Origin of the sequence: Achromobacter sp. ACM04, from assembly GCF_014851465.1 — a bacterium.
Taxonomy (GTDB): Bacteria; Pseudomonadota; Gammaproteobacteria; order Burkholderiales; family Burkholderiaceae_B; genus Achromobacter; species Achromobacter aegrifaciens.
In genome coordinates this window covers 432,130-457,168 of the sequence record NZ_JACUZS010000001.1, presented here as the reverse complement: position 1 = coordinate 457,168, position 25,039 = coordinate 432,130, and the positions used below count along the sequence as shown (strand labels likewise).

Genomic DNA, 25,039 nt, shown 5'->3' with positions numbered 1-25,039 from the left:
CGCGCGGTACGCGTCTTCAATCCAGCTTGAATTCCACCACGGCTCCGCCGCTGCCATAAAGAGGCGCATATTCCAGCACATTGGCGCCACGGAACCGGTCGCCCAACGCGCCCAGCAGCCAGGACATGTGCTTGAAGCCCATCTCCGCCTTGGCCTGCCCGGCGTACTCGGGCATGAGTTCACGCAGTTTTCCGGCGTCGCCGCTTTCCAGCAGCGCCAGCATGCGGCGGTTCCAGTCGTCGTCGGTCTGGGAGATCAAGCGGTCGGATTCCGGCGCCACAGGCTCGCGGAACATGGTGTTGGACAGGCCGCCTATGCCGATGACCGCCGCCCGCTTGCCCTGGGCCGCGGCCGCCTGCAAGGCGATGCGGCTGAGCTGCTCCGTCTGCGCGTTGTCGTGATACAGGTTATTGGCCGCCAGCGTCACGGGCAGCTTGTCGGTGCCGAAGCCCATCAGCGTGCTGACCGTGATGGTGCCCGTATCGATGGGAAACTGGTCGTAGTCCACGCCGCGCGCATGGATGCCGGCGTCGCGGCAGCCCTGCACGCAGGCTTCTGCCAAGCCCGTGTCGCTGGCGATGTCAAAGGGCAGCTCGCCGTACTCGTGCCAGTTCTCGTCCACGTGCACACCGGTGCTGCGCGCGCGGGTGATCCACAGCTGGTCCAGCACCGCCATCCACTGCGTCGAATACACCAGCACCACGTCGGGCCGGGAAGCGGCGAGCGACTCGCCGGCCGCGCGCAGCGCCTGATGCAGCCGCCCCCAGGGCGCCACGTCGCTGCGCAACTGCGGCAGCGGGCTGCCGGGAACGAGAAATGCGGAAACGAGAGTCATGGCATGTCTCCAACGGCTAGGCCGTAACGCCAGCGGGGGCTTCAAGGCGGGACAGCCCGGCCTCCTGCAGATTCCATTCCATCACCGCGTTGCCCGTGCCGATCACGGTGCCGTAGCCATGGAACTTGCCCGCCAGCTGCGGATAGCCCATGGCCGCGTGCATCCAGGTGAACGCGCCGGATTTCACTTCGGCGAAGGCTTCGTCGATGAACTGGGGCAGGAGTTCGAACACCTCGCCCATCCTGCCCTTGCGCATCAGTTCGATCATGCGGATGTCCCACAGATAGCCGTCGTAACGCGCCGGATGCTCCTTGGACATGTCCTCGGGCACCTCGGGCTGCTCGTGGAAATGCCAGTGCGACAGCGTATTGCTGGCCAGCAGGACCGCCCGCCGCCCGCTCTTGCGTATGGCTTCGCGCGTGGCCCGGCCCAGCAGGTCCATTTCCTTCTGCCCTTCCTGGGTGTCGAGGTAGTACGGCGTGTTGTTCGCCGACAGCCCCACCACCGGGATGTCCCATTGCGGCCGCACCATGTGCAGCGTGGTGATGGTGCCGTAGTCCACCCTGAACTTCGGATTGCGCATCATCTTGGTGACCAGGCCCAGCTTGCTGCCTTCCTCGCAACAGGCTTCGGCCAGTTCCACGTCCACGTCCATGCCGAAGTCGTAGCGGAACAGGTCGGGAAAGATCGGATCGACCGAGCGGCCCGCCAGGCGCGGCACGCCCAGGAAATGGTGGCCCACCTGGGTGATCCAGTGCGGCGAATGCACCAGCAGCACGTCGGGCTGCAGGCGTTCGATGCTCTCTCGCACGTGGTCGTAGGCCCAGCGCAGGCTTTCCCAGCCGCCGCGCGAGCGCGGCTCGTTCTGCGGCGGGTTCTCGCCGTACACCAGGTGCGGCGGGTGGGGAGCCAGGAATCCGGAAAGAATTTCGCCGTCCTTCATTGCTTACTCCTTTGCGAGAGCAGTGGGAACCCGTTAGGCCGATGCGACGCCTGTCATTTTGTACGTATACGTACTTGATTCAAGTATCGATTCGTGCAAGGCCGCTGTCAACGGGCGGCGCGTCCTCAGAAGATAGGGAGTTTCCCCGAGCGGCCACGAAAAAAAGGAGCAGTGATAGCTGCTCCTTTGAAAAGACCCTACGAAAAAACCGTTTCCATCATCGCGTGCGGAGATGGCCGGTTTCTCGCGGCGCCGGCGGGCGCGATATAGCCTTGGGCGGCATTACACGCCATCTTTGGCCCCATGCATATCACTGAAATTGGGTATTTTGCGTCCGGCAGCAACGTCAACGCATAGTTGGCCACATCCAGAAACAACCGCCCGCGCCACTCCGATATCATCGCGGCTCCCTGCGCCCTGCCCGCCCGTCCATGCGTCCATCACCCGCCCGCCGCCGCCTTTCCTCCCGCCACCTGACCCGCCTGATCGTCCTGGCCGCATTGGCTGGGGCAGCCGCCGGCTTCGGTCCGTCCGTCCAGGCGCAGACTGCCCGCAAGCCTTCGCCCTACGAGAACTCGCGGCCGTTGACTCCCGACGAGCGCGCGGCGCAGCCAGCGGAAGACGCCAAAAAGGCGGGGCCGGCCTTTCTGGGGAAAATCCAGACCCAGGCCGAATTCCAGCAGCTGGCCCGGGTCTACAACCCCGGCACGCCGCTGGAAATCCCGCACGTACTGTTCGTGATCGACCGGAAACAGGGCGGCAAGATCTACTACCTCAACACACCGCGCTACTCGCTGCACGAGAACTTCGCACGTGAACGTCGCCTCTTGCCCGCCGACGACAAAGCCACGCTGATCGCCCAGTACAAGGACCCGCAGCGGCGTCTGCTGTTCGGCACCCTGAGCTGGCAGCGCGACCTGCCCGGCTACACCTATGAATTCTGGGAAGGCGACCGGCTCACTCCGGAACTGCTGCAGCTGACCGAGGAGAAACTGCAGGCCAGCTTCTACCAACCGGTGCGCTTCAAGGCCAATTCCACGCTGCATGAACAGCTCGCGCAAGACGCCGGCCTGAAGGCCGTGACGCAGGAATCGCTGCTGCGCGAACAGACCTTCCTGCCGCTGAACACGGGTCAGGCCCAGGGCCGGCTACGCATCGTGGCCTCGGTTGACGACACGCCGGATCTGGCGCCGACCGATATCCTGGTGCTGGACGAGGTCCCGGTCGCGCTGCCGCCCGTGGCCGGCCTGGTCACGCAACGGCCCTCCACCCTGCTGTCCCATGTCAATCTGCTGGCCAAGGGCTGGCGCATCCCCAATGCCTATGTGCGCGATGCCGTGGCGACGCTGCGCGAGCACGACGGCCAGTGGGTCGAGCTGACCGTCACCAATAATGCCTATCAGGTGCAGCGCATCGCCAAGCCTGAAACCGCGCCGCCGCCCAAGACCGCGCGGCCGCTGCCCAAGCCCGACCTGACGGTGAAGGCAATCAAGCCGCTCTCCGGCATGGTCACACGCGACAGCCGCCATTGCGGCGTGAAGGCGGCCAACCTGGGCGCGCTGAAGTCGGCGCTGCCACCCGCGGCCACCGTGCCGGACGGCTTCTGCATCCCCTTCGCGCAGTACGCGGCATTCATGGCGCAGCTGCGCGTGCCGCAACGCATCGCCGCGCTGGAACAGCGGGCGGACTTCGCCAGCGATGCCAACGTGCGCCGCGCCGAACTGGCCGCGCTGCGCCAGGACATCATCCAGGCCCAGCCCGATCCGGCCTTGGCCGCGGCCTGGCGCGAACGCTGGCAAAAGCAGTTGCAGGGCCGCGGCGTATTCGTGCGCAGCTCGTCCAACTCCGAAGACCTGCCGGGATTCAGCGGCGCCGGGCTCTACACCACCGTACCCAACGTGACGCAGGCCGACGCGCTGGCGCAAGCCGTGCAGACCGTGTGGGCCTCGGTCTACAACTACGAAGCCTACGAAGCCCGGCGCGCGGCCGGCATCGGCCAGGACGGTGTGGTGATGGCGGTGCTGGTGCAACAGGCCGCCGCGTCTGACAGCTCGGGCGTCATGATCACCCGCGATCCCTTCGACGCCTCGCGCCGCTACGTCACCTACATCTCGGCCAAGCGCGGCCTGGGCATCAAGGTGGTGGAAGGCAAGCGGCAGGCCGAACAGCTGATGTACTCCAGCTGGTCCAAGGCAGTGCAGGTACTGACCCGCTCAGCCGAGGACACCCAGTTGGTAGCCGACGCAGCGGGCGGCGTGCGCGAAGTGCCGATCGAGGGCGCGCGCCAGGTGTTGAACGATGCCCTGGTGGCGCGCCTGGCCGCGGTAGGCAGCCAGGTCAAGCAGCGCCTGGGCGGCGCGGACCAGGATATCGAATGGGCCGTGCAGGGCGACAACATCCTGATCCTGCAGGCCCGGCCGTATATCGACGGCAGCCGTTAGGCCTTAATCCGGACTCGCTCCCGAGGCCTGCACGACCTGCTTCCACTGCATGTACTCGGCCTGCTGCCGCGCCGCCAGCTCGGCCGGGCCGTCGTGCATCATGGTGACCCCCAGCTGGTCGAACTTCTGTTGCAGCGCCTGGTCGGCCAGGACTTTGCGGATGGCCAGATGCAAGGTGTCGATCGCCGCGCTGGGCGCTTCCTTTGCGCCATAAAACGCCACCCACAGGTCGCCGCGGAATCCCGGTATGGCTTCGTTGATGGCAGGGACGTCGGGCAGCAAGGCGTTGCGCTTTTCGCTGCTGACGCCCAGCGCGCGCAGCTTGCCGGCCTTAATGCCTTCCACGGCCGAGGGCAGGCTGGCGAACAGCATCGGCACCTGATTGCCCATCACATCCGCCATGGCTGGCGACACGCCGCGATAGGGGATGTGCTGCATGCGCAGCCCGCCCATCTGGTCCAGCATGACGCCCAGCAAATGGTTCAAGGTTCCCGCCCCGGCCGAGGCGTACTGGTACTTCTCCGGATTGGCCTTGATCAAGGCCATGAATTCCTTCATGTCCTTCGCGGGAAAGGCCGGGTTCACGCACAGCACGTTGGGCACTTCACCCACTGCGGCGATCGGCGCGAAGTCCTTGATGGGATCGAACTTCGCGTCTTTGTAGACCCAAGGCACGATCAGCTGATTGCTGTTCGCCGTGAACAGCACGGTGTAGCCATCCTGCGGCTCGCGCAGGAACGCCTGCGTGCCCACGACGCCGCCAGCGCCGGGCTTGTTGATGACGACCACCGGCTGTCCCAGTTCGGCGCCGAGTTTTTCCGCCATGATGCGCGCAACGATATCCACCGTGCCGCCGGCCGCGGTGGGCACGACGACATTGATCGGACGGTCGGGAAAAGCGGCATGCGCCTGCCCCAATCCCGTCACCGCCGCGGCGGCGCACAGGGCCAGCACGCCCTGCCTCAGTTTCTTGAATCTCATTTCATTCCCCTTGCTGTTTCAGCAGATGATGTAAATCCCGGCCGACGGCGAGCAAGGCCAGGTCCTTGCCCAGATCGCCGACCAATTGCATGCCCATGGGCAGTCCCGCGCGGCTGAATCCGGTCGGCAGGTGCAGGCAAGGCCACCCCAGCACCGACCAGATCTTGTTGTATGAAGCGTCGCCGGTGTGCTCCAGCCCAAGGGGCGCCGGACCTGGCGTGCTGGGCGTAAGCACCAGGTCGGCGCCGCCATAAAGCGCGCCCCAGCCGTGGCGCAGCGCGGCCTGAATCCCGAGCATCTCGTGGTACTCCCCTGCCCCGATGGCCAGGCCACGCGCCACCGCCTGGCGCAAGACGGCACTCAATGCATGGCACTGGCGCTCCACCACCGGCCCCAGACTGCGCGCGAACTCGTAGTGCATGATCACATCGTGCGCCTGCAGCAAAAGCGCCGTCTCGCGCTCGGCTTGCACTGGCACGCACTGCACGCCATGCGCGGCCAGAACCGCACGGGCGCGATCGATCTCGGCATGGCTCTCGGCACACAATCCGGCTTTCGGATTGTTCAATTGCACCGCGACGGTCAGTTGGCGGCCGGACGGTACGGGCGCGTGCGCGCCGCCCACGAGCACGTCCGCGATGAGCTGGGCGTCCGCCACGCTATTCGCGTACCAGCCTATGGTGTCCAGCGATTCGCAGGTGAGCTTCATGCCGTCCCGGAACACGCGCCCGGCGCTCGGTTTGAATCCCACCACTCCGCAATACGCCGCCGGGCGGATCATCGAACCTCCGGTCTGCGTGCCCAGCGCGGCTGGCACCATGCCGGCCGCCACCGCGGCCGCGGAACCGCTCGAGGAGCCGCCAGGCGTGTGCGCCAGCGCATGCGGATTGCGGGTGGGGCCCGGCGTCCTGAACGCAAACTCGGCCGTCACGGTTTTGCCCACCGGAATCGCGCCCGCCGCGCGCAACATGCCCACGCTGCAGGCGTCGAACGCCGCATTGCCGGCAATCAAGGCGGGCGCCCCAAAACCGGTAGGCATGTCGGCCACGTCGATCACGTCCTTGATGCCGATGGGCACGCCGGCAAGCGCGCCGGCGGCGTGCCACGCCGGTTCCATCTGCTCCAGCGCCACGGCGGGCAGCACATGGCTCCATGCGCGGATTGCCGGATCTTGCCGCGCGATGGCCGCCAGGCTCTGGCGCGCCGCCGCGAACACCGCCGCTTCGCCATCCCGCACTCTTTGAGCGATGGCAGCGACTGACGGAGAAATGGAAGCGAGGGACATGTGCGGATCCGGAATGCCGGCGGTGTGTAGCGATGCGGCATCTTAGGAACTCGACTAATCTATGTCCAATATGTAATTTCGCCCTAATTATGTCGAAATCAGAATTAATCTTCGTGGACGGTCGCTTGCTGGTCCTGTTCTGCACGCTGGCGGAAGAACTGCACTTCGCGCGGGCGGCGGCACGCCTGTTCATGACCCAACCGCCCCTCACGCAGCAGATCAAGCGACTGGAAGCGATCGTCGGCGTGCCGCTGTTCGTGCGCACCACGCGCTCGGTGAAATTGACGCCCGCCGGCGAAATCATGTACGAGCGGGCGCGCAAGATCGCGGCGGACACCCAGCTGATGCTGCGGCAGGCGCGGCGCACGGCCCGCGGCGAAACCGGGTCGCTGGTGATAGGCATCACGCCCAGCGCGGCAAGCTCGCCGCTGGTGTCGGCGCTCAGCCATTACCGCGATGCGCACCCCGAAGTCCGCATCGATCTGCGCGAAATGAACTCCGTCGACATGGAGCCCGCGCTGCGGTCGCGCGCGGTCGATGTGGCGCTGATGCGTCCGCATCCGCTGGATGCGGATATCGTGACCCGCGTCATCTACGAAGAGCCCCTGCGCGTGGCGCTGCGCCATGATCATGCGCTGGCGCATCAGCGTGATGTTTCGCTGGAAGAACTGCTGGAATTTCCCCTGGTGGGCTACCGCCAGGACATCTCGCCGTACTTCCGCAATATGATCCAGGCGCTGTACGCGCGTGCGCAGCTGAAGCCGGAAATCGCGCAGGAAAGCGTCATTCCCACCTTGCTGACGCTGGTGGAAGCCGGCGTCGGCCCTGCACTGGTGCCCCAATCGTTGTCCCGAATGCGTTCGGATTCATTGCGCTTCCTGCCTTTGCGCGATGTGGCTGGAGCCACGGCCCAGGTGGTGTTGGCAGCGTTGCGCGACCAAGGCAACCCTGCGGTGGAAGGATTCAGCGCCGCATTGGCGCAAGCCGTAACCCCTCGCTAGGCACTGTCCGGGCTTGCGGTGGAACGCCGCGCAAGCGCGGCGTTCCATTGCACCTCCTAGATATGCAGCGCGTGCCCCAGCGCCTTGAGCGCCGCTTCCTGCACCGCTTCGCCCAGGGTCGGATGCGCATGGATGGTGCCCGCCACGTCTTCCAGCGTGGCGCCCATTTCCAACGACTGGCCGAAGGCCGTCGACAGCTCCGATACGCCGCGCCCCACCGCCTGCCAGCCCACGATCAGGTGGTTGTCGCGGCGCGCGACCACGCGCACGAAGCCGTCGGTGGATTCCAGCGTCATCGAACGCCCGTTGGCGGCAAAGGGGAAGGAAGCCGTCAGGCAGTCCAGTCCAGCGCTTTCCGCCTCGGCAGGCGACAGGCCCGCCACCACGACCTCGGGGTCGGTGAAGCAGACCGCCGGGATCGAGGCAGGCAGGAAGTGGCGGCGCTTGCCCGAAACCAGCTCGGCCACCATCTCGCCCTGCGCCATGGCGCGGTGCGCCAGCATGGGTTCGCCGGCGATGTCGCCGATGGCCCAGACGTCGCGCATGGAGGTGCGGCACTGGTCGTCGATGCGCAGCGCGTTGCCCTTGCGGTCGAGCTGCAGGCTTTCCAGCCCCCAGTCCTGCGTGCGCGGACGCCGTCCTACCGCGATCAGCACGCGGTCGGCCGGCAGCAGGGTTTCGACGCCCGCCGCGTCCTGCACGCGCACCGCGTTGCCGGCGCCATTCAGGCCCAGCACCTTGCGGCCCAGATGCAGCTCCACGCCCATTTTCGCCAAGGCGGCGGCCACCGGCTTGGTGAGTTCGGCGTCGTAGGTTGGCAGGATGCGGTCCTGCGCTTCCACCACGGCCACCTCGGCGCCCAGCTTGCGGTACACGGTGCCGAGTTCCAGGCCGATATAGCCGCCGCCCACCACCACCAATTGCTTGGGAATGCTGGAAGGCGACAAGGCTTCGGTGGACGACACCACCATGCCGCCGAACGGCATGGACGGCAGCGGCGTCGGTTCGGAGCCCGCCGCCAGCAGCAGATGCTCGCACTGGATGCGGATGGCGCCGGACTCGCCGCCATCCACTTCCACGGTCTTGCCGTCCAGCAGCCGGGCCCAGCCGCGCACCACTTCCACGCCGTTCTTCTTCAACAACGCAGCAACGCCGCCGGTCAGCTTGCCGACGATGCCGTCCTTCCAGGCCACGGTCTGGGCCAGGTCGATGGCGGGCGCCGACACGGAAATACCCAGCGCCGACTTGCCCGCGTAGTGGCGCGCCTTGTCGAATTCCTCGGCCGCGTGGATCAGCGCCTTGGAGGGGATGCAGCCGATGTTCAGGCAGGTGCCGCCCAGCTGGGCGCCTTCGACCAGAATGGTCGGCACGCCCAACTGGCCGGCGCGGATGGCGGCGACGTAGCCGCCAGGGCCGCCGCCGATCACCAGCAAAGTCGTAGTCTTAGTGATCTGGCTCATGCTTACTCCACGAAAAGCAGCGCGGGTTGCTCCAGCAGCGCGCGCACCGCCTGGATGAAGCGCGCCGCGTCCATGCCGTCCACCACGCGGTGGTCGAAGGACGACGACAGGTTCATCAGCTTGCGCGCCACCACGGCGCCATTGCGGATGGCGGGCCGCTCGACGATGCGGTTCACGCCCACGATGCCGACCTCGGGATGGTTGATCACCGGCGTGGTGACGATGCCGCCCAAAGGCCCCAGGCTGGTAATGGTGATGGTCGACCCCGACAGCTCGTCGCGGCTGGCGCTGCCCGTGCGCACCGCCTCGGCCAGGCGGACGATCTCGGCCGCCATGGACCAGAGGTCGCGCGCCTCGGCGTGGCGCATGACCGGCACCATCAGGCCGCCGTCGCTTTGCGTGGCGATGCCGATGTGGACCGCGCCGTAGCGCGTGACCACGCCGCCCTCATCGTCGTAGCGCGCGTTGATCTGCGGGAAATCGCGCAGCGCCACCACCATGGCGCGCGCCAGCAGCGGCAACAGCGTGAGCTTGCCGCGCGTCGCGCCCCACTTCTGGTTGAGGCTGGCGCGCAGCTCTTCCAGCTCGGTCACGTCGATTTCCTCGACGTAGCTGAAGTGCGGAATGCGGCGCTTGGACTCGGCCATCTTCTGCGCGATCTTGCGGCGCAGGCCGATGACCGGCACGTTTTCCTCGTCGTTACGCTCGGCGTAGGCCACGCCGCCGCGGGCTTGAGCGCCCCCGCCCTGGCCTTGCAGATAGGCGTCCAGGTCTTCGTGCAGGATCCGGCCTGCCGGGCCGCTGCCGTGCACGTAGCGCAGTTCGATGCCCAGGTCCCAGGCGCGCTTGCGCACCGCCGGCGAGGCCAGCGGTTTGTCGCCGGGCTGGCGCGCGACGGCGGCGGACGCCTGGCGCGCGGGCTTGGCCGGCGCAGCGGGCGGCGCGGCCGGTTTCGCGGGTGCGGCAGCCTCAGCCTTCGGCGCTGGCGCAGGCTGCGGCGCAGACGCTGCGGCGGCAGGCTGTGCCGCAGCGGGAGCCGCAGCCGCCTTGGCCGGCGGCGCATCGGCGCCCTGCTTCAGGTTGCCCTCGCCTTCGACCTCCAGGCGGATCAGTTCACCGCCCACCGCCATGACCTGGCCCACGTCCCCGCCCAGCGCGACCACGCGGCCGACCACCGGCGCGGGAATCTCGACCGTGGCCTTGTCCGTCATGACGTCGGCCAGCGGCTGGTCCTCGGCCACCATGTCGCCGATCTTCACGTGCCAGGCGACCAGTTCCACTTCCGCGATGCCTTCGCCGATGTCGGGCATCTTGATGACATGAATACCCATCTCTCAACCCTCCATCGCGCGCTTGAACGCTTCGCCGACCCGGCGCGGGCCGGGGAAGTACGCCCATTCCTGCGCGTGGGGATACGGCGTATCCCAGCCGGTCACGCGCTCCACGGGCGCCTCCAGATGATGGAAGCAGTGTTCCTGCACCAGCGAAATCAGCTCGGCGCCGAAGCCGCAGGTGCGCGTGGCTTCGTGCACCACCACGCAGCGGCCGGTCTTCTTGACCGAGTTGACGATGGCGTCCAGGTCCAGCGGCCACAGGCTGCGCAGGTCGATGATCTCGGCGTCGATGCCGGTTTCCTCGGCGGCCGTCAGCGACACGTGCACGGTGGTGCCGTAGGTCAGCACGGTCAGCGCGTTGCCGGGGCGCACGATGGCTGCCGTATCCAGCGGCACGGTGTAGTAGCCGGTGGGCACCACGCTGCCCGGCCGTCCGGTCCAGGGCGTGACGGGCCGGTCATGGTGGCCGTCGAACGGGCCGTTGTAGAGCCGCTTGGGCTCCAGGAAGATGACCGGGTCGTCGTTCTCGATGGCCGCGATCAGCAGGCCCTTGGCGTCGTACGGGTTGGACGGCATCACCGTGCGCAGCCCGCAGACCTGCGTGAACATGGCCTCGGGGCTCTGGCTGTGCGTCTGGCCGCCGTAGATGCCGCCGCCGCAAGGCATGCGGATGGTCATGGGCGCGACGAATTCGTTGACCGAGCGGTAGCGCAGGCGCGCGGCCTCGGACACGATCTGGTCCGAAGCGGGATAAAAATAATCGGCGAACTGGATCTCGCAGACGGGACGCAGGCCGTAGGCGCCCATGCCCACCGCCACGCCGACGATGCCGCCTTCGGAGATGGGCGTGTCGAACACGCGCGAGCTGCCGTACTTGGTCTGCAGGCCTTCGGTGCAGCGGAACACGCCGCCGAAATAGCCGACGTCCTGCCCGAACACCACCACGTTGTTGTCGCGCTCCAGCATCACATCCATGGCCGAGCGCAAAGCCTGGATCATGGTCATCGGCGCGGAGGCCGGACCAGCGTTGTTATCGATAGCCATGATCAGACTCCGAGCTGCTGACGCTGCCGGCGCAGATGCTCCGGCATGTCCTTGTACACGTCTTCAAAGATGCTGGCGGCGCTGGGAACGTGGCCGTCCACCAGGGTGCCGTAGCTTTCCGCTTCCTTCTGCGCCGCCAGGATCTCGGCGTCGAGCTCGGCCTTGACGGCTTCATGCTCTTCGTCGGACCAGATGCCCAGCGAGATCAGGTGCTTCTTGAAGCGCGCGATCGGATCGCCCAGCGGGAAGTGGCTCCAGTCGTCGCCGGGGCGGTACTTGGAGGGATCGTCGGACGTGGAGTGCGGCCCGGCGCGGTAGGTCACCCATTCGATCAGGGTCGGTCCCAGATTGCTGCGGGCGCGTTCGGCGGCCCAGCGCGAGGCGGAGTAGACCGCCAGGAAATCGTTCCCGTCCACCCGCAACGAGGCGATGCCGCAGCCCACGCCGCGGCCCGCGAAGGTCGCGCCCTCGCCGCCGGCGATCGCCTGGAAGGTGGAGATGGCCCACTGGTTGTTGACCACGTTCAGGATGACCGGCGCGCGGTAGACGTGGGCGAAGGTCAGCGCGGTGTGGAAGTCGGCCTCGGCGGTGGCGCCGTCGCCGATCCAGCCGGAGGCGATACGGGTGTCACCCTTGATGGCCGAGGCCATGCCCCAGCCCACCGCCTGGATGAATTGCGTGGCCAGGTTGCCCGAGATGCTGAAGAAGCCCCGTTCGCGGTCGGAGTACATGACCGGCAATTGGCGGCCCTTGAGCGGATCGCGTTCGTTGGACATCAACTGGCACATCATGGTGACCAGCGAGGCGTCGCGCGCCAGCAGGATGCTTTGCTGGCGGTAGGTCGGGAAGCACATGTCGCCCTGCTCCAGCGCCATGGCGTGGGCCGTGCCGATGGCCTCTTCGCCCAGGCTCTGCATGTAGAACGAGATCTTCTTCTTGCGCTGGGCGGTCAGCATGCGCGCATCGAACAGACGCGTCTTCAGCATGTTGCGCATGCCCGCGCGCAGCTGCTCGTGGCTGAGTTCCGGCGCCCACGGTCCGACGGCGCTGCCGTCGTCCGCGATCACCCGGACCAGGCTGTAGGCCAGTCCGCCGGTATCGACCGCGGCAACATCAATGGGGGGTTTGGGCACATCGCCGGGCGGCGACAGGTGCAGGTAGGAAAAATCGGTCTTGCAACCCGGGCGCCCTGTAGGCTCCGGGACGTGCAACTTCAACGGCCCATATTGGCTCATGTATTGTCTCCACGCTTGATCGTGTCATGCGCATTCTTCTTACCAAGACACTGCCCAAGGGGGTGACCTCGGACATTGCCATCGTCGGCCGGTGCAAAGGGATGAACATGCACGACCGGCAGCCAGAGTAGCACAGGGCGCAGCCCCGAGACAGGGGCCGCGCCGGGCCTCGCTACCAGCGGTAGCTGAGAGTCGCGTAGAGCGTGCGCGGATCGCCGTAGCGGCAACCGGTGGCGCCGGCGCACGACAGGTAACCACGGTTGAACAGGTTGCGCGCGTTCACGGTCAAGGACAGGCCGCTGAACTGGGGCGAGACCGCGCCGAAGTCGTACGCGGCCATCGCGTCCACCAGGAACTGGCCCGGCACCTCCGCGGGATAGCCCGGCAGATTGGTCGAACTGGCGTAGCGCACGCCGGCGCCCAGGGTCAGCCCGGGCACGCCCGCCGCCGTCAGGTTGTAGTCGGCCCACACCGCGGCGCTATGCAGCGGCACCAGCGTGGTGCGCTGGCCGACCAGTTCGGGCAAGGTGCTGCGGATGGTGCGCGCATCGGTGTAGGCATAGCTCGCGGTCAGGTTCAGCGCCCCCAGCCGCGCCTTGGCCTCCAGTTCCAGGCCGCGCGAGCGCGCCTTGCCGGTCTGCACCGAATAGGTCGGATCCACCGGATCGGCGGTCAGGGCGTTGGTCTGCGTCAGGTCATAGACGGCAGCGCTGTATAGCATGTCGCTGCCAGGCGGCTCGTAGCGCAGACCCAATTCGTACTGCACGCCCTTGGTCGGCTTGAAGGCATTATCGGCGCGGTCCATGCCCACGGTGGGCGCGAAAGACTGGCTCACGCTCACATAAGGCGCCAGGCCCGCCGGCGCGAGGTACACCAGGCCGACCCGCCCGGTGGTGGCCTTGTCCCGCTGCCGGGTGGCGGCGCCGCTGCCATGGCTGCGCTGGTCCGTATCGGCCCAGTCCTGGCGCCCGCCCAGCACCACCACCCACTGGTCATGGATCTTGATCTGGTCCTGCAGGTAGAAGCCGATGCCGTTCGAACGCGTCACGAAGCCGTTGTTGCGCGCGGTGTTCACCACCGGCACCGCGCCATAGACGGGATGATAGATGTCGCCCAAGGGCGCCACCGTGCCCGAGTGGCGGCTGGTGTCGTAGTTGCTGCGGTAATAGTCCAGGCCTGCCAGCACCGTGTGCTGCAACCCGCCCCCCTCCAGCTTGAATTCCAGCGAGGTGTCGGCGGCGATGCCATACGAGTTCTCGGTTCGGCTCACAACCCCGCGCCGCAGCGTAGTGCCATTGGGTTGCAGGCCACCGAACGACAGATAGTCCCACTCGCCGTAAGCGGTGAAGTAGCGCGCGCTCTGGCGCAGCTTGACGCGCTCGTTGAAGGCGTGCTCGAACACGTAGCCGGCGGTGTAGGTGTCAGTGTCATAGCGATCGAAGTCCGGTTCTCCGATGAACAGGTCGCGCGGGATTTGGCCGTTCAAGGTGTTGGCCGCCGGCATCGGAGCCGCGAAACGCGTGCGGATGCGCTGGTAGCTGGCCAGCAGCGTCAGCGAGGTCGCCGCGTTGGGCCGCCAGCTCAGGGCCGGCGCCAGGTAGGTGCGATCGTCGGGCACGTGATCGACCCAATTGTCGGCGTTGCGCGCCAGGCCGGTCAGGCGATAGGACCAGGTGCCATCTTCCGTCAGCGCGCCAGCGAAATCGCCCGACACCTGCCGGCGGGCGTAGCTGCCGGTCTCAAGATTCAGTTCGCGCAGCGGCTCGGTGGTCGGGCGTTTGCTGACGGTGTTGACCACCCCGCCCGGCGTGAGCTGGCCATACAGCACCGAGGCCGCGCCGCGCAACACCTCGACACGTTCCAGTCCATAGGGTTCCTGGCCGCCATCGTAGACGTTGGACTGCAGCTTGAGTCCGTCGCGCAGCAGGCCCGAATTGCCGGTGGCCACGTTGAAGCCGCGCAACATCAGGTCGTCCACCATGCGGCTGAAAGCCGGCGACTGGGCCGCCACACCCGGCGTGTAGCCCAGCGCGTCGGCGACGCTGGCGGCCTTGACGACGCGGATCTGGTCGCTGGTGACCACCGACACCGATTGCGGCGTCTCGATCAGCGGCGTGTCGGTCTTGGCGCCGGCCATGCTGCGCAGGGCCACGTAACCGTCGACGTGGCCGGTGGGCGATTCGGCCGCGGCGGTCACGCGCACGGGCTCCAGCATGGCCGCGCCGCCCTGCGGCAGGGGTTGCGCGCTGAAGGTGCCGTTGGCGGTGATCCGCAGCTCCAGCCCGCTACCCATCAGGGCCAGCCGCAAGGCCTGTTCGGCGGTGTAGACGCCGACCACGGCGGGGGCCTGGCGACCCGCCACCAGCGCCGGCTCGACCGACACGGCACGGCCGCTCTGGCGCGCGATGCGGGTCAAGGTGTCGGCCAGCGGCGCAGCCGGCAGGTCGTAGCGCAGCGCGGCGGATGCGCCCGCCTGGGTGCTGGATTGCGCCTGGGCGGTGCCGGCCGGCACCGCCAGGGCAATGAGGAACGCGGCCGCCAGGCGCGGCGCGGAACGAACGGGGAACATGGAATCTCCTGCTGCAAGTGTGTGCTTCAGGAGGTATGTCCAGCGGACCCGGCGCAAGCGATCATTTTTTTTCGACTGACGGGCTGCGCAGGTCGATGCTGACCAGCCAGCCGGTCAGGGCGCGCACCTCGATCGGCAAGGTCTGGCGCAAGGACTCCAGCACCTGATCGGTGTCGTCCAGGGGAAAGGCCCCCAGCACCCGCAGCCGGGCGGCTTCGGGCGTGATACGCAGGAAACCGCGCCGGTACGGCCGCAAGGCCGACACCACCTCGCCCAGCGACCGGTCGCGCACCACCAGCATGCCGTCCCGCCAGGCTGCAGCCTCGGCCAGCGCTGCGTCCGGCGCGCCGACGCCATCCGCGCCGAAACGCGCGCCCTCGCCCGCCGCCAGGACCCGCCGCTGGCCGGCCGCGCGCACTTCGACACTGTGTTCAATCACGCTGGCGATGCTGCCCCGCTCATCGCGCGCCACCCCGAACACCGTGCCCAGGGCTTGCACCTCGCCATCGGGACTGGCGACGATGAACGGCCGTGCAGCATCGGCCGCCACCCGCACGTACACCGCGCCGGCCCGCAGCCGCAGCACGCGGGCGCGGCCGCCAAATTCCAGGTCCACCGCGGAGCGGGCGTTCAGGGTCAGCAGGCTGCCGTCCGGCAATGTGTGCGTGCTGCGCTCGGCGGTGCCGCTATGCAGATCGGCGGCCAACGTGCGCAATGGCGTCTGCCGGTCGACCAGGACAGCCAGGCCCCCGGCCGCCAATGCCAGCCCCAATGCGTTGCGCAAGGCCCGACGCCGCGCCGGCGCGGTAGCCAGGGCGGCTCCCGCGGCGCGCGCCGGGACCCCGTCGGGTAACGGCGCGAACGTGTTCTTCAACGCCGCGGCGACCGTCTCCCAGGCGGCTGCGTGGCGCGGGTCGGCGCGGCGCCAGGCGTCGAAGCCGGCACGGTCGGCGTCGCCAGCCACGCCCGACGACAACAGCACCATCCAGTCGACCGCGGCCTCCAGGTCCGCCGGCAGCGTGGGCCCGCTCATGCCGCCAGGCGCGCCGCGACGCAGAGCGTGACGGCCTGTTTCATGCAGCGCCTGACGGTGATGCCCGACACGCCAAGGCGCTCGGCGATCTGCGGATACGTGAGTTCTTCCAGCTGGTTCAGCAGAAAGACCTGGCGCGTGCGCGCCGGCAGGCGTTGCAGGGCGCGGTCTATCTGCATCAGGGCCTCGACCGCCAGCGCGCGTTGTTCCTCGCTGGGCGCATGAGCCTGCGGCAGCAGTTCAAGGCTGTCGAGATAGGCCCGCTCGAGTTCGCGGCGACGCCAGAAGGTGTACAGCGTGCGCTGTGCCAGCGTGGTCAGGAAGGCGCGCGGTTCCCGGATGACCTCGGCCCGACTGCCGGTCAGCACCCGCACGAAGGTGTCGTGCGCCAGGTCGGCCGCATCGTGGCGGCAGCCCAGCCGGCGGCGCAGCCATTCCTGCAACCATGGATGATGGGCCTCGTACAGCTGGGCGGCGGTAGGCTGCGTCGGCTGCGCAGAATGGGACATGGGGGAAGGCGCGGTAGCGGGTCAATAAAAATAAGAATTATTGTTATTTATTCCCCGCCACGCAAGCGCGGCATGCGCCCCGCCTGCCCCATCCCAGGCTTAGAGCGCTCTATACTTGCCGTCCCTGATTCCCTGGAAAGCCACGTGCCCGGATCGACAGCCTCAAGATGGTTCAGCTGGACCGGCATCGTCTTCGCCGCGCTGTACCTCGCCATCGTCATCCTCTGCGTTGCCGGCGCGCTCTCGGCCGACGGCGATGACAAGGGGCGTTTCGTGCTGCTGCAGTTGCCGCTGGCGCCGCAACTGGCGCTGCTGCATGAACTGAACCTGGACCGCCTGCTGGGAGACCTGTCCTGGGTCGGCGGCTATCTGCTGATCGGGCTGCCCACGCTGGCCCTCTTCTACTTCGCGGGCTGGGGCCTGGAGAAGCTCGTGCGCGCCGCATTCCGGCCGATCCCGGGCCGGCGCTAAGCCGGAGATGCCATAAAAAAACCGGCCATGGGCCGGTTTGCTTCATCCAGGGCGGCAGACTCAGACCGGACCGGTCCACTCCGTGACGAATTCGCGGTAGTCCGGGCGGTTGGCCGGCGGTACGGCGCAAGCCGGGGTGCCGATGGCCAGAAAGCCCAGGAAACGGTAGTCCAGCGCGTCCAGGCCCAGCGCGTTCTGCACGTCTTCGACGTAGGTGCCGATGCCGGTGCTCCAGAACGCGCCGTAGCCCAGCATGTGCACGGCGTTCAGGAGGTTCATGGTGGCGGCGCCGGTGGCCAGCAGTTGTTCCTGCTCCGGGATCTTGGTGTTGTCGTGCGCAATCTTCTGCGCCACCGCGACGAAGAGCGGCACGCCGGCCATCCATTCGCGCACCGACTTTTCCTTTTCCGGCGTCATGCGCGGATCGCCGCTGCGCTTGACGGCGTCCAACGCCAGATCGGCCAGCTTGCCGATGGCCTCGCCCTGGATCACCACGAAACGCCACGGGCGCAAGGCGCCATGGTCGGGCGCCGACATCGCCGCCTGCAGGATCTGTTCGAGTTCCTCGGGCTTGGGCGCCGGGGCGCGGAGGAACTTGAAGGAACGGCGGGTATTCAGGGCGTGCAGCGGGGTGGCGGTCTGGGTCGTGGTCATCGGATCGGGCGTCAATGAGAAAGAAACACAATTCATATTACGCCACTCCGCCGCCCCAGGCCGTCATCCCCCCGGACCGCCAGAGGTCATTCGATCTGGATGCCGACCTCTTTGATGACCCCCGCCCAGCGCGTCAGCTCCGCGTTGACGAACTGGCCCAGTTCGGCCGGGCTGCTGGCGCCGGGCGTGGCGCCCTCACCCTTGAAGCGGGTCTGCAAGGCCGGCACGGCCAGCGAGCGCGCCACCGCCTGGTTCAGCACCGCCACCACCGCATCGGGCGTGCCCTTGGGCGCCATCAACGCATTCCAGGTGTTGATCTCGTAGCCCTTGAACATCGAGTCCTCCGCCACCGTGGGCACGTCGGGCAGTTCGGCCGAACGGTCGCGGGTGGTCACGGCCAGGGCGCGCAGCGCGCCCGCGCGAACCTGCGGCAAGGCTGCCGGCAAGGTGGCGAAGCTGAACTGGGTTTCGCCGCTCATGACCGAGGAATTGGCCAGCGACCCGCCGCGGTACGGCACGTGCTGGATCTGCACCTTGGCCTCCGAGGCGAACATGGCGCCGGCCACGTGCACTGGCGAGCCATTGCCGCTGGAGGAATAGTTCAGGTCGCCCGGTTTCTCGCGCGCCAGCTTGACCAGGTCGGCCACCGACGCCACGGGCAGCTTGGGATTGGCCACCAGCACCAGCGGGATGGACGCGATCATGCTGACCGGCGTGAAGCCGCCCACCGGGTCGTAGCCCAGCGATTTCTTGTACACGACCGGATTGATGCCATGGCTGGACACGGTCGCCATGAACAAGGTGTAGCCATCCGGCGCGGCTTGCTGCACGGAGGCCGCGGCGATGTTGCCGGCGGCGCCGGCCTTGTTCTCGATGATGACGGGCTGCTTGAGCTCCTTGCTCAACTGCTCGCCCAGCGCCCGCGCCAGGATGTCCGTGGTGCCGCCGGCGGCGTAGCCCACCACGATGCGCACCGGCTGGCTTGGGTACGCCCCCTGCGCGTGCAGCGGCGCCGCGCACAGCCACGCCGCCAAGCCAGCCAGGCCTGCCCTCAGATAAACCGCTTTCATGTCTGTCTCCTCGTCGCCGCGCTTCTGCTGCGCGGTCTATGGCCAGGCCGTCCCCGGTGGGATCGGTGGCCGGGTTGATCCGGTCCGCGGCGAATTCAGGACGCAAGCCTCCCCGGGCCGCGCCGGCGACGGCGCGGACCTGAAAGCCGCGTAGGGAATCCGGCCCGCGGCCGGAGATCAGGTACCGGTGAACACCGGCGCTCTCTTTTCCGCGAACGCCTTGCGGCCTTCGCGGTAGTCATTGCTTTCGAAACACTCCAGCACCAGACGGCGCATGCCTTCCACGTCGACCTCCGGTCCCAGCTGCTGAAGCTGTCGGATCATCTTCTTGCCGGCGCGCAGCGTCAGCGGGGCGTTGGCCTGGATCTGGGCCAGCATGGTTTCCAGCACCTGCGGCAGTTCGTCCACCGGCGCGACCCTGCGGATCAGGCCCAGCTCCTTGGCTTCGCGGGCGTCATAGCGCGCCGCCGTCAGGAAGATTTCCAGCGCGTTGGCCGGGCCGACCGCCGTCACCAGGTTGCGGATCGCGGTCAGGCGGTAGCCCAGGCCCAGCTTGCCTGCGGGAATCGCGAAGCTGCTGTTGTCGGAAGCGATGCGGATGTCGCAGCACAGGGCGATGTTCAGGCCGCCGCCGATGCAATAGCCCTGGATGTACGCGATCGTGGGCTTGTCGTAGTCGTACAGCGCCAGTTGCGCGGTTTCGGCCACGCGCTCGTACTCCACCACCGCGTCTTCGCCGCTGCGCAGCTTGTCGAACTGCGAGATATTGGCGCCGCTGACGAAGGCCTTGCCGCCCGCGCCCTGCAGCACCACTGCGCGGATCTCCGGGTCGTGGCGAAAGGCTTCCAGCACTACCGGCACCGCTTCCCACATGGCGAACGATACGGCGTTGTGCCGCTGCGGATCGTTGAAAGTCAGCCAACCTATCGCGCCACGCTTCTCGGCCACGATGTTGTCGGTAATGTCGCCCTGCAGGATGCGTTGTATGGTCACGGTTGCTTTCCTTGTATGACTGTCTGGTGCCGTTGTATGCCGTTGGTCAGGTGGACGCGCATGGCAAGGCGCGCTGCCTCGCTGTCGCCGGCGACGATGGCATCGAAGATGCGGTGATGTTCGCGTTCGATTTCCGGCACGCGCTCGGTGCCGGCGCTGGTGTAGCGCAGCGTGCGCACGGCGCCGCGGAACACGTGGCGCAGGTGCGCCAACAGGCGCACGAAATAAGGGTTGTTGGTGGCCTCGCCCACGGCCATGTGGAAGTCCAGCGCGTGGTCGGCGCCGGCCTGCCAGTCATTGCCTGCCGCGTCGACCCGTTGCAGGGCCTGGCGCAGGGTTTCGATTTGTTCGGGGGTACGGTGCAGGGCCGCCTGCGCGGCCGCGCCGGATTCCAGTTCCACGCGCAGCTGGAAGATGTGCGCCAGCGGCTCCGGCTGCAGCAGGTCTTCCGGCGCGATTTCGAAATTGCGCGTGCCCACGTCCTGCGCCACGAAGGACCCCACGCCGCGCCGTGTATCCACATACCCCGACAGCTTCAGCCTCGCGATCGCCTCGCGCACCACATTGCGGCTGACGGCGAACATCTGCGCCAGTTCGAACTCGGTGGGCAGGCGCTGGCCGGGCTCGAATTCGCGCGCCACGATCTTCTGGCGGATCTGCGAAGCGATCTCGTCCGGCAGGTTGTCGGGGCGTCCCAGGCTGGAAAAGACCTGGTCGGCGGCGGCGGTGGATGGTGCGTTCATGTCTGGGCTGTCTCCGTCTGGGCCGCCGGATACGCGGGCGGCCTTGGCGGCGATTTTATGCTCGGTGCCTGGACGTATCCCTTAAATGACGCCTTCGCGGGCCAGCTGCTGCAAGTCGGCAGGCGCCAATCCCAGCATGCCGCCATAGACGTCGCCGTTGTGCTGGCCGCGTTCGGGCGCGGGCGCCATTTCCCCGGTGGTGGAACGGCTCAGGATCATGGGCTGCCCCACCACCGAAATCGGCCCCAGCGCGGGATGGCGGATCTCGCGGCTGAGCCCCAGGTGGCGCACCTGCGGATCCTCGAATGTCTGGTCCATGCCCAGGATCGGACCGCAAGGCACGCCTTCCTTGTTCATCAGCGCGATCCATTCGGCGGTGGGCCGGGTCGCGGTGCGCGCGCCGATGGCCGCGTTCAGCGCGGGTCGGTTGCGCGCCCGCAGCGGCACCGTCAGGAAGCGCTCGTCCTCGATGAGTTCCGGCAATTCCAGCACGCGGCACAGGCGCGCATAGATGTCGTTGCCCATGGCCGCGATGTTCATATAGCCGTCGCTGGTGGGGAACACGCCGGTCGGGCTGCTGGTGGGATGGTCGTTGCCGCTCTGGCCAGGCACCTCGCCGTTCATCAGCCAGCGCATCGCCTGGAAATCCATCATCCAGACCTGCGATTGCAACAGCGATGTCTGCACCCACTGCCCTTGCCCCGACACCTCGCGCTCCAGCAGCGCGATGAAGATGCCGATGGCGCAGAACAGGCCGGAGGTCAGGTCCGCCACCGGAATCCCCGCCCGCATGGGGCCGCGGCCGGGTTCGCCCGTCACCGACATCAGCCCGCCTATGCCCTGCGCGATCTGGTCCAGCCCCGGGCGTCCGGCGTAAGGGCCGTCCTGGCCGAAGCCGGACACGCTGGCGTAGACGATGCGCGGGTTCACCTGGCGCAGCGTCTCGTAGTCGATGCCCAGCTTGAACTTGACGTTGGGCCGGTAGTTTTCCACCACCACGTCAGCCTGGCGCACCAGGTCCAGGAACAGCGCCCGGCCCTGCGGATGCTTCAGGTTCAGCGTGACGCTGCGCTTGTTGCGGTGGGTGTTCTGGTAGTCCGCGAACTGGGCGGAGCCGCCCGGCTTGTCGTCCTGCTCGTCGCCCGGCTCTTCGATCTTGATGACGGTGGCGCCCCAGTCCGCGAACTGGCGCACGGCGGCGGGACCCGAGCGCACTCGCGTCAGGTCCAGAACGGTGAATCGGCCCAAGGGCTTGGAATCCATGCTTGTCTGCCTCTCTGTATGGCGCCGCCAATCGTCGACCGCGGCTGCCTTGTCATTATTTGTTGGATGTTGGACATCTTACATGCTGATTTTGGACGCAACAAGACGCCGCCGCGCTTTTTGCGCGGCGGGTTTTCCCTAGGCCATCAGGCCCGTGCTCCGTGATGCCGCCCTGTCCAGGGCCGCTGTCAGCCCAGGTGCGTGTGGCGTTCCTGGCGCTCTTCGACCTGCATTTCGCTCAGGCCATGCAGGATGCCGCAGTCTTCCGTGTCGGGCCGGGCCGACAGGCAGCGCTGGCGCAATTCCGTGAGCTGGGTCTTGAGCTGGGTCAGTTCGGCGATGCGTTCATCCACGTGGGAGATGTGCTCGTCGAACAGTTCGTTGATGGGGCCGCAACCGCTCTGGTGGTTATCCGCCAGCGACAGGATGGCGCGGATCTCGTCCTGCGTCATGTCCAGCGCGCGGCAGTTGCGGATCAGGCGCAGCCGCTCCAGATGGGGCTGGCCGTAGCTGCGGTAGTTGTTCAGTCCCCTTTCCGGGGCCGGCAACAGCCCTTCTTTCTCGTAATACCTGACGGTCTCGACCGTGGTTCCGGCCGCCGTGGCCAATTCGCCGATACGCATCGCTGCCTCCCGGATCGCATCCGATTGATATAGGGGGTTGACCCTATAGTAACTCCAAGGTGTGGAATAGCGTCACCAGCTTATTTCAAGGCAGAGGACGATGTCTTTACCTCCGGTCAAAAAACACGAACATATGCCCGCCGGGCAAGGCGGCGCCTGCTGCGCGCACGACGGCTGCGACGCGCCCGCCAAGAACGCCCAGGCCCAGGCCGGACACGATCATGCGGGCCATGATCACGCGGATCACAGCCACGCGGGCCACGATCACAGCCACGACCATGCCGGCCATGACCACGCGCACGATCACAAGCACGATCGCAGCCACAAGCACGACCACGGCGGCGACGCCTGCTGCGGCCATGGCGATGGCCAGCCCTTCACCGTCTCGGGCGCCGGCGCGGCCACGCTTACCGCGGGCCCGGGCCAGTCGCTGGCGCGCCTGCGCATCGGCCAGATGGACTGCCCCACCGAGGAAACGCTGATCCGCAAAAAGCTCGACAACATGGCCGACGTCCACGCGCTGGACTTCAACCTGATGCAGCGCGTGCTGACCGTGGTCCACGCCGAAGGCGCGCTGGACCGTGTCATGGCCGCCATCAAGTCGCTGGACATGACGCCCGAGCCCCTGGCCGACAACGCTCCCGGCACGCCAGCCCCTGCCGCCAAACCGGTGAACTGGTGGCTGATCGGCGGCTCCGGCGTCCTGGCCGCGCTGTCGGAACTGTCGCATTTCGCCGGCTGGCCGCTGGGCGTCACCGCAGCCCTGGCCGTGGCCGCCATCCTGGCCTGCGGCATCAGCACCTACCGCAAGGGCTGGATCGCCGTACGCAACGGCAACCTCAACATCAATGCCCTGATGAGCATCGCCGTCACCGGCGCCGTGCTGATCGGCCAATGGCCAGAAGCGGCGATGGTGATGTTCCTGTTCAACGTGGCCGAACTGATCGAAGCCCGCTCCCTGGACCGGGCGCGCAACGCCATCCGTGGCCTGCTCGACCTGGCGCCGGAAACGGCGACCGTGCGCCAGGCCAATGGCGACTGGCTGGAAGTGCCCGCCGCCAGATTGCAGGTGGGCGATATCGTGCGGGTACGCCCGGGCGAACGCATCGCCGCCGACGGCATCATCGTCAGCGGCAGCTCGGCGGTGGACCAGTCCCCCATCACCGGCGAAAGCCTGCCCGTGGAAAAGACGCAGGACGACCCGGTCTACGCGGCCACCGTGAACGCGGCCGGCTCCTTCGAATACCGCGTCACCGCGGCCGCCGGCAACACTACGCTGGCGCGCATCATCCACGCCGTCGAACAGGCGCAAGGCGCGCGCGCGCCGACCCAGCGCTTCATCGACCGCTTCTCGCGCATCTATACGCCGGCCGTGGTGGGCATCGCGGTGCTGGTGGCGGTGCTGCCGCCGCTGTTCTGGAACCAGCCCTGGTTCGACGCCATCTACCGCGCCCTGGCGCTGCTGATCATCGCCTGCCCCTGCGCGCTGGTCATTTCCACGCCGGTCAGCATCGTCAGCGGCCTGACCGCGGCCTCGCGCCGCGGCATCCTGGTCAAGGGCGGCGTGTACCTCGAAGAAGGCCGCAACCTGAAATGGCTGGCGCTGGACAAGACCGGCACCCTGACCCACGGCAAGCCGGTGCAGACCGACATCCAGGATTGGGACGTGTCCGACCAAAGCCGCCAGCCGGCCGCGCTGGTCGCCGCCAGCCTGGCCGCCCGCTCCGACCACCCGGTATCGCTGGCCGTGGCCAATGCCGCGCGCGACGCCGGCACGGCCTTGCTGGACGTGCAGGACTTCACCGCCCTGCCCGGCCGCGGCGTCAGCGCCACGCTGGACGGCGTGACCTTCCAGCTGGGCAACCGCCGTCTGATGCGCGAACTGGGCGTCTCCAGCCCCAAGCTGGAAGCGCGCCTGGACGAACTGGAGCGCCAGGGCAAGAGCGCCATCGCGCTGACCGACGGCAATCGCGTGCTGGCCGTAGCCGCCGTGGCCGACACGGTCAAGCCGACCAGCGCCGCCGCCATCGCGGACCTGCACGCCCTGGGCGTGCGCACCCTGATGCTGACGGGCGACAACACGCCCACCGCGCAAGCCATCGCGCAACAAGTCGGCATCGACGAAGCGCGCGGCGACCAGTTGCCCGAAGACAAGCTGGCCGCCATCGAAAGCAAGCTGGCGTCTGGCGGTCGCGTCGGCATGGTGGGCGACGGCATCAACGACGCCCCCGCCCTGGCGCGCGCCGACATCGGCTTCGCCATGGGCGCGGCGGGCACCGGCACCGCCATCGAGACGGCGGACGTGGCCCTGATGGACGACGACCTGCGCAAGATCGGCACTTTCCTGCGTCTGTCCCACGCCACGCATCGCGTGCTGGTGCAGAACATCGCGCTGGCGCTGGGCATCAAGGCCGTGTTCCTGGCCCTGGCCATGACCGGCAACGCCACGCTGTGGATGGCGGTGTTCGCCGACGTGGGCGCGAGCCTGCTGGTGGTGGCGAACGGCCTGCGGCTGTTGCGGGCGGCGCCTGCGGCACACTAGGACCAGCCCG

General features: G+C 67.6%; 21 protein-coding genes. 4 read left to right on the top strand and 17 right to left on the bottom strand.

The features are described from left to right. Window positions 1-16: 16 nt before the first annotated feature. Together IB259_RS02255 and IB259_RS02250 are read right to left on the bottom strand one after the other, a co-directional pair. Entirely contained in the window at window positions 17-835 is an 819-nt protein-coding gene (locus IB259_RS02255) for a tRNA U-34 5-methylaminomethyl-2-thiouridine biosynthesis protein (RefSeq protein ID WP_175182094.1), read from the bottom strand. Between the two features lie 16 nt (window positions 836-851). Next, window positions 852-1,778, bottom strand: a complete 927-nt coding sequence (locus IB259_RS02250; protein ID WP_054456579.1) for a tRNA U-34 5-methylaminomethyl-2-thiouridine biosynthesis protein — start codon at window positions 1,776-1,778, stop codon at window positions 852-854. 431 nt (window positions 1,779-2,209) lie between these two features. On the opposite strand from IB259_RS02250, the gene IB259_RS02245 reads away from it, so the two are divergent. Beyond that, entirely contained in the window at window positions 2,210-4,219 is a 2,010-nt protein-coding gene (locus IB259_RS02245; protein ID WP_192327325.1) for a PEP/pyruvate-binding domain-containing protein, read from the top strand. Between the two features lie 3 nt (window positions 4,220-4,222). On the opposite strand, the gene IB259_RS02240 is transcribed toward IB259_RS02245, so the two are convergent. Further along, window positions 4,223-5,200, bottom strand: coding sequence for a tripartite tricarboxylate transporter substrate binding protein (locus IB259_RS02240; RefSeq protein ID WP_192327323.1), 978 nt, complete (start codon window positions 5,198-5,200; stop codon window positions 4,223-4,225). A 1-nt stretch (window position 5,201) separates the two neighbouring features. Further along, window positions 5,202-6,485, bottom strand: coding sequence for an amidase (locus IB259_RS02235; protein ID WP_192327321.1), 1,284 nt, complete (start codon window positions 6,483-6,485; stop codon window positions 5,202-5,204). A gap of 113 nt (window positions 6,486-6,598) precedes the next feature. Here IB259_RS02235 and IB259_RS02230 point away from each other — a divergent pair, with 113 nt between their 5' ends. After that, a complete protein-coding gene (locus IB259_RS02230; protein ID WP_233564481.1) occupies window positions 6,599-7,486 on the top strand; it encodes a LysR substrate-binding domain-containing protein in 888 nt (295 codons plus the stop codon). Between the two features lie 56 nt (window positions 7,487-7,542). Here the strand turns inward: IB259_RS02230 and lpdA are convergent, their stop codons facing one another. The 7 genes from lpdA to IB259_RS02195 all read right to left on the bottom strand — a co-directional run bounded on the left by lpdA (window position 7,543) and on the right by IB259_RS02195 (window position 16,670). Next, the gene (lpdA, locus tag IB259_RS02225; protein ID WP_054456575.1) at window positions 7,543-8,946 is read right to left on the bottom strand and encodes a dihydrolipoyl dehydrogenase; all 1,404 of its coding nucleotides are present in this window, start codon (window positions 8,944-8,946) and stop codon (window positions 7,543-7,545) included. A gap of 2 nt (window positions 8,947-8,948) precedes the next feature. Beyond that, the gene (locus IB259_RS02220; protein ID WP_192327319.1) at window positions 8,949-10,277 is read right to left on the bottom strand and encodes a dihydrolipoamide acetyltransferase family protein; all 1,329 of its coding nucleotides are present in this window, start codon (window positions 10,275-10,277) and stop codon (window positions 8,949-8,951) included. Window positions 10,278-10,280: 3 nt separating this feature from the next. After that, the gene (locus IB259_RS02215) at window positions 10,281-11,324 is read right to left on the bottom strand and encodes an alpha-ketoacid dehydrogenase subunit beta (protein ID WP_054456573.1); all 1,044 of its coding nucleotides are present in this window, start codon (window positions 11,322-11,324) and stop codon (window positions 10,281-10,283) included. A gap of 2 nt (window positions 11,325-11,326) precedes the next feature. Beyond that, window positions 11,327-12,559 carry a 3-methyl-2-oxobutanoate dehydrogenase (2-methylpropanoyl-transferring) subunit alpha gene (locus tag IB259_RS02210; protein ID WP_054456572.1) on the bottom strand — a complete coding sequence of 411 codons (1,233 nt, stop codon included), beginning with the start codon at window positions 12,557-12,559 and terminating at the stop codon, window positions 11,327-11,329. A 172-nt stretch (window positions 12,560-12,731) separates the two neighbouring features. Beyond that, window positions 12,732-15,128, bottom strand: a complete 2,397-nt coding sequence (locus IB259_RS02205) for a TonB-dependent siderophore receptor (RefSeq protein ID WP_192327317.1) — start codon at window positions 15,126-15,128, stop codon at window positions 12,732-12,734. Window positions 15,129-15,189: 61 nt separating this feature from the next. Then, complete coding sequence (locus IB259_RS02200) at window positions 15,190-16,161, bottom strand: FecR domain-containing protein (protein ID WP_175182245.1); 972 nt, start codon at window positions 16,159-16,161, stop codon at window positions 15,190-15,192. Then, window positions 16,158-16,670 (bottom strand): sigma-70 family RNA polymerase sigma factor, encoded by a 513-nt coding sequence (locus tag IB259_RS02195; RefSeq protein WP_175162625.1) that lies wholly within the window; start codon window positions 16,668-16,670, stop codon window positions 16,158-16,160. Before IB259_RS02195 ends, IB259_RS02200 begins: the two co-directional genes overlap by 4 nt. Before the next feature lie 144 nt (window positions 16,671-16,814). Between IB259_RS02195 and IB259_RS02190 the strand changes: the two genes are divergently transcribed. Continuing rightward, entirely contained in the window at window positions 16,815-17,141 is a 327-nt protein-coding gene (locus IB259_RS02190; RefSeq protein WP_119449127.1) for a hypothetical protein, read from the top strand. 60 nt (window positions 17,142-17,201) lie between these two features. Here IB259_RS02190 and IB259_RS02185 read toward each other — a convergent pair whose 3' ends face one another. From IB259_RS02185 to cadR, 6 genes are all read right to left on the bottom strand, one after another. Next, on the bottom strand, window positions 17,202-17,795 hold the full coding sequence (locus IB259_RS02185) for a nitroreductase (protein ID WP_041653427.1): 594 nt from the start codon (window positions 17,793-17,795) through the stop codon (window positions 17,202-17,204). Between the two features lie 86 nt (window positions 17,796-17,881). Further along, window positions 17,882-18,865, bottom strand: a complete 984-nt coding sequence (locus tag IB259_RS02180; RefSeq protein ID WP_192327315.1) for a tripartite tricarboxylate transporter substrate binding protein — start codon at window positions 18,863-18,865, stop codon at window positions 17,882-17,884. A 177-nt stretch (window positions 18,866-19,042) separates the two neighbouring features. Continuing rightward, window positions 19,043-19,858, bottom strand: coding sequence for an enoyl-CoA hydratase (locus IB259_RS02175; protein ID WP_054456567.1), 816 nt, complete (start codon window positions 19,856-19,858; stop codon window positions 19,043-19,045). After that, window positions 19,855-20,601, bottom strand: a complete 747-nt coding sequence (locus tag IB259_RS02170) for a FadR/GntR family transcriptional regulator (RefSeq protein ID WP_054456566.1) — start codon at window positions 20,599-20,601, stop codon at window positions 19,855-19,857. Before IB259_RS02170 ends, IB259_RS02175 begins: the two co-directional genes overlap by 4 nt. An 81-nt stretch (window positions 20,602-20,682) precedes the next feature. Further along, a complete protein-coding gene (locus IB259_RS02165; protein ID WP_054456565.1) occupies window positions 20,683-21,864 on the bottom strand; it encodes a CaiB/BaiF CoA-transferase family protein in 1,182 nt (393 codons plus the stop codon). 188 nt (window positions 21,865-22,052) lie between these two features. Next, entirely contained in the window at window positions 22,053-22,487 is a 435-nt protein-coding gene (cadR, locus tag IB259_RS02160; RefSeq protein WP_054456564.1) for a Cd(II)/Pb(II)-responsive transcriptional regulator, read from the bottom strand. Window positions 22,488-22,620: 133 nt separating this feature from the next. Here cadR and IB259_RS02155 point away from each other — a divergent pair, with 133 nt between their 5' ends. Then, window positions 22,621-25,029, top strand: coding sequence for a cation-translocating P-type ATPase (locus tag IB259_RS02155; protein WP_225596763.1), 2,409 nt, complete (start codon window positions 22,621-22,623; stop codon window positions 25,027-25,029). Window positions 25,030-25,039 lie beyond the last annotated feature (10 nt).

Coding starts and splice junctions, on each gene's coding strand:
- lpdA (WP_054456575.1), bottom strand. CDS start 8,946: ATGAGCCAGATCACTAAGACTACGACTTTGCTGGTGATCGGCGGCGGC.
- IB259_RS02165 (WP_054456565.1), bottom strand. CDS start 21,864: ATGGATTCCAAGCCCTTGGGCCGATTCACCGTTCTGGACCTGACGCGA.
- IB259_RS02210 (WP_054456572.1), bottom strand. CDS start 12,559: ATGAGCCAATATGGGCCGTTGAAGTTGCACGTCCCGGAGCCTACAGGG.
- IB259_RS02255 (WP_175182094.1), bottom strand. CDS start 835: ATGACTCTCGTTTCCGCATTTCTCGTTCCCGGCAGCCCGCTGCCGCAG.
- IB259_RS02245 (WP_192327325.1), top strand. CDS start 2,210: ATGCGTCCATCACCCGCCCGCCGCCGCCTTTCCTCCCGCCACCTGACC.
- IB259_RS02170 (WP_054456566.1), bottom strand. CDS start 20,601: ATGAACGCACCATCCACCGCCGCCGCCGACCAGGTCTTTTCCAGCCTG.
- IB259_RS02155 (WP_225596763.1), top strand. CDS start 22,621: ATGCCCGCCGGGCAAGGCGGCGCCTGCTGCGCGCACGACGGCTGCGAC.
- IB259_RS02205 (WP_192327317.1), bottom strand. CDS start 15,128: ATGTTCCCCGTTCGTTCCGCGCCGCGCCTGGCGGCCGCGTTCCTCATT.
- IB259_RS02250 (WP_054456579.1), bottom strand. CDS start 1,778: ATGAAGGACGGCGAAATTCTTTCCGGATTCCTGGCTCCCCACCCGCCG.
- IB259_RS02215 (WP_054456573.1), bottom strand. CDS start 11,324: ATGGCTATCGATAACAACGCTGGTCCGGCCTCCGCGCCGATGACCATG.
- IB259_RS02200 (WP_175182245.1), bottom strand. CDS start 16,161: ATGAGCGGGCCCACGCTGCCGGCGGACCTGGAGGCCGCGGTCGACTGG.
- IB259_RS02240 (WP_192327323.1), bottom strand. CDS start 5,200: ATGAGATTCAAGAAACTGAGGCAGGGCGTGCTGGCCCTGTGCGCCGCC.
- IB259_RS02180 (WP_192327315.1), bottom strand. CDS start 18,865: ATGAAAGCGGTTTATCTGAGGGCAGGCCTGGCTGGCTTGGCGGCGTGG.
- cadR (WP_054456564.1), bottom strand. CDS start 22,487: ATGCGTATCGGCGAATTGGCCACGGCGGCCGGAACCACGGTCGAGACC.
- IB259_RS02195 (WP_175162625.1), bottom strand. CDS start 16,670: ATGTCCCATTCTGCGCAGCCGACGCAGCCTACCGCCGCCCAGCTGTAC.
- IB259_RS02235 (WP_192327321.1), bottom strand. CDS start 6,485: ATGTCCCTCGCTTCCATTTCTCCGTCAGTCGCTGCCATCGCTCAAAGA.
- IB259_RS02185 (WP_041653427.1), bottom strand. CDS start 17,795: ATGACCACGACCCAGACCGCCACCCCGCTGCACGCCCTGAATACCCGC.
- IB259_RS02220 (WP_192327319.1), bottom strand. CDS start 10,277: ATGGGTATTCATGTCATCAAGATGCCCGACATCGGCGAAGGCATCGCG.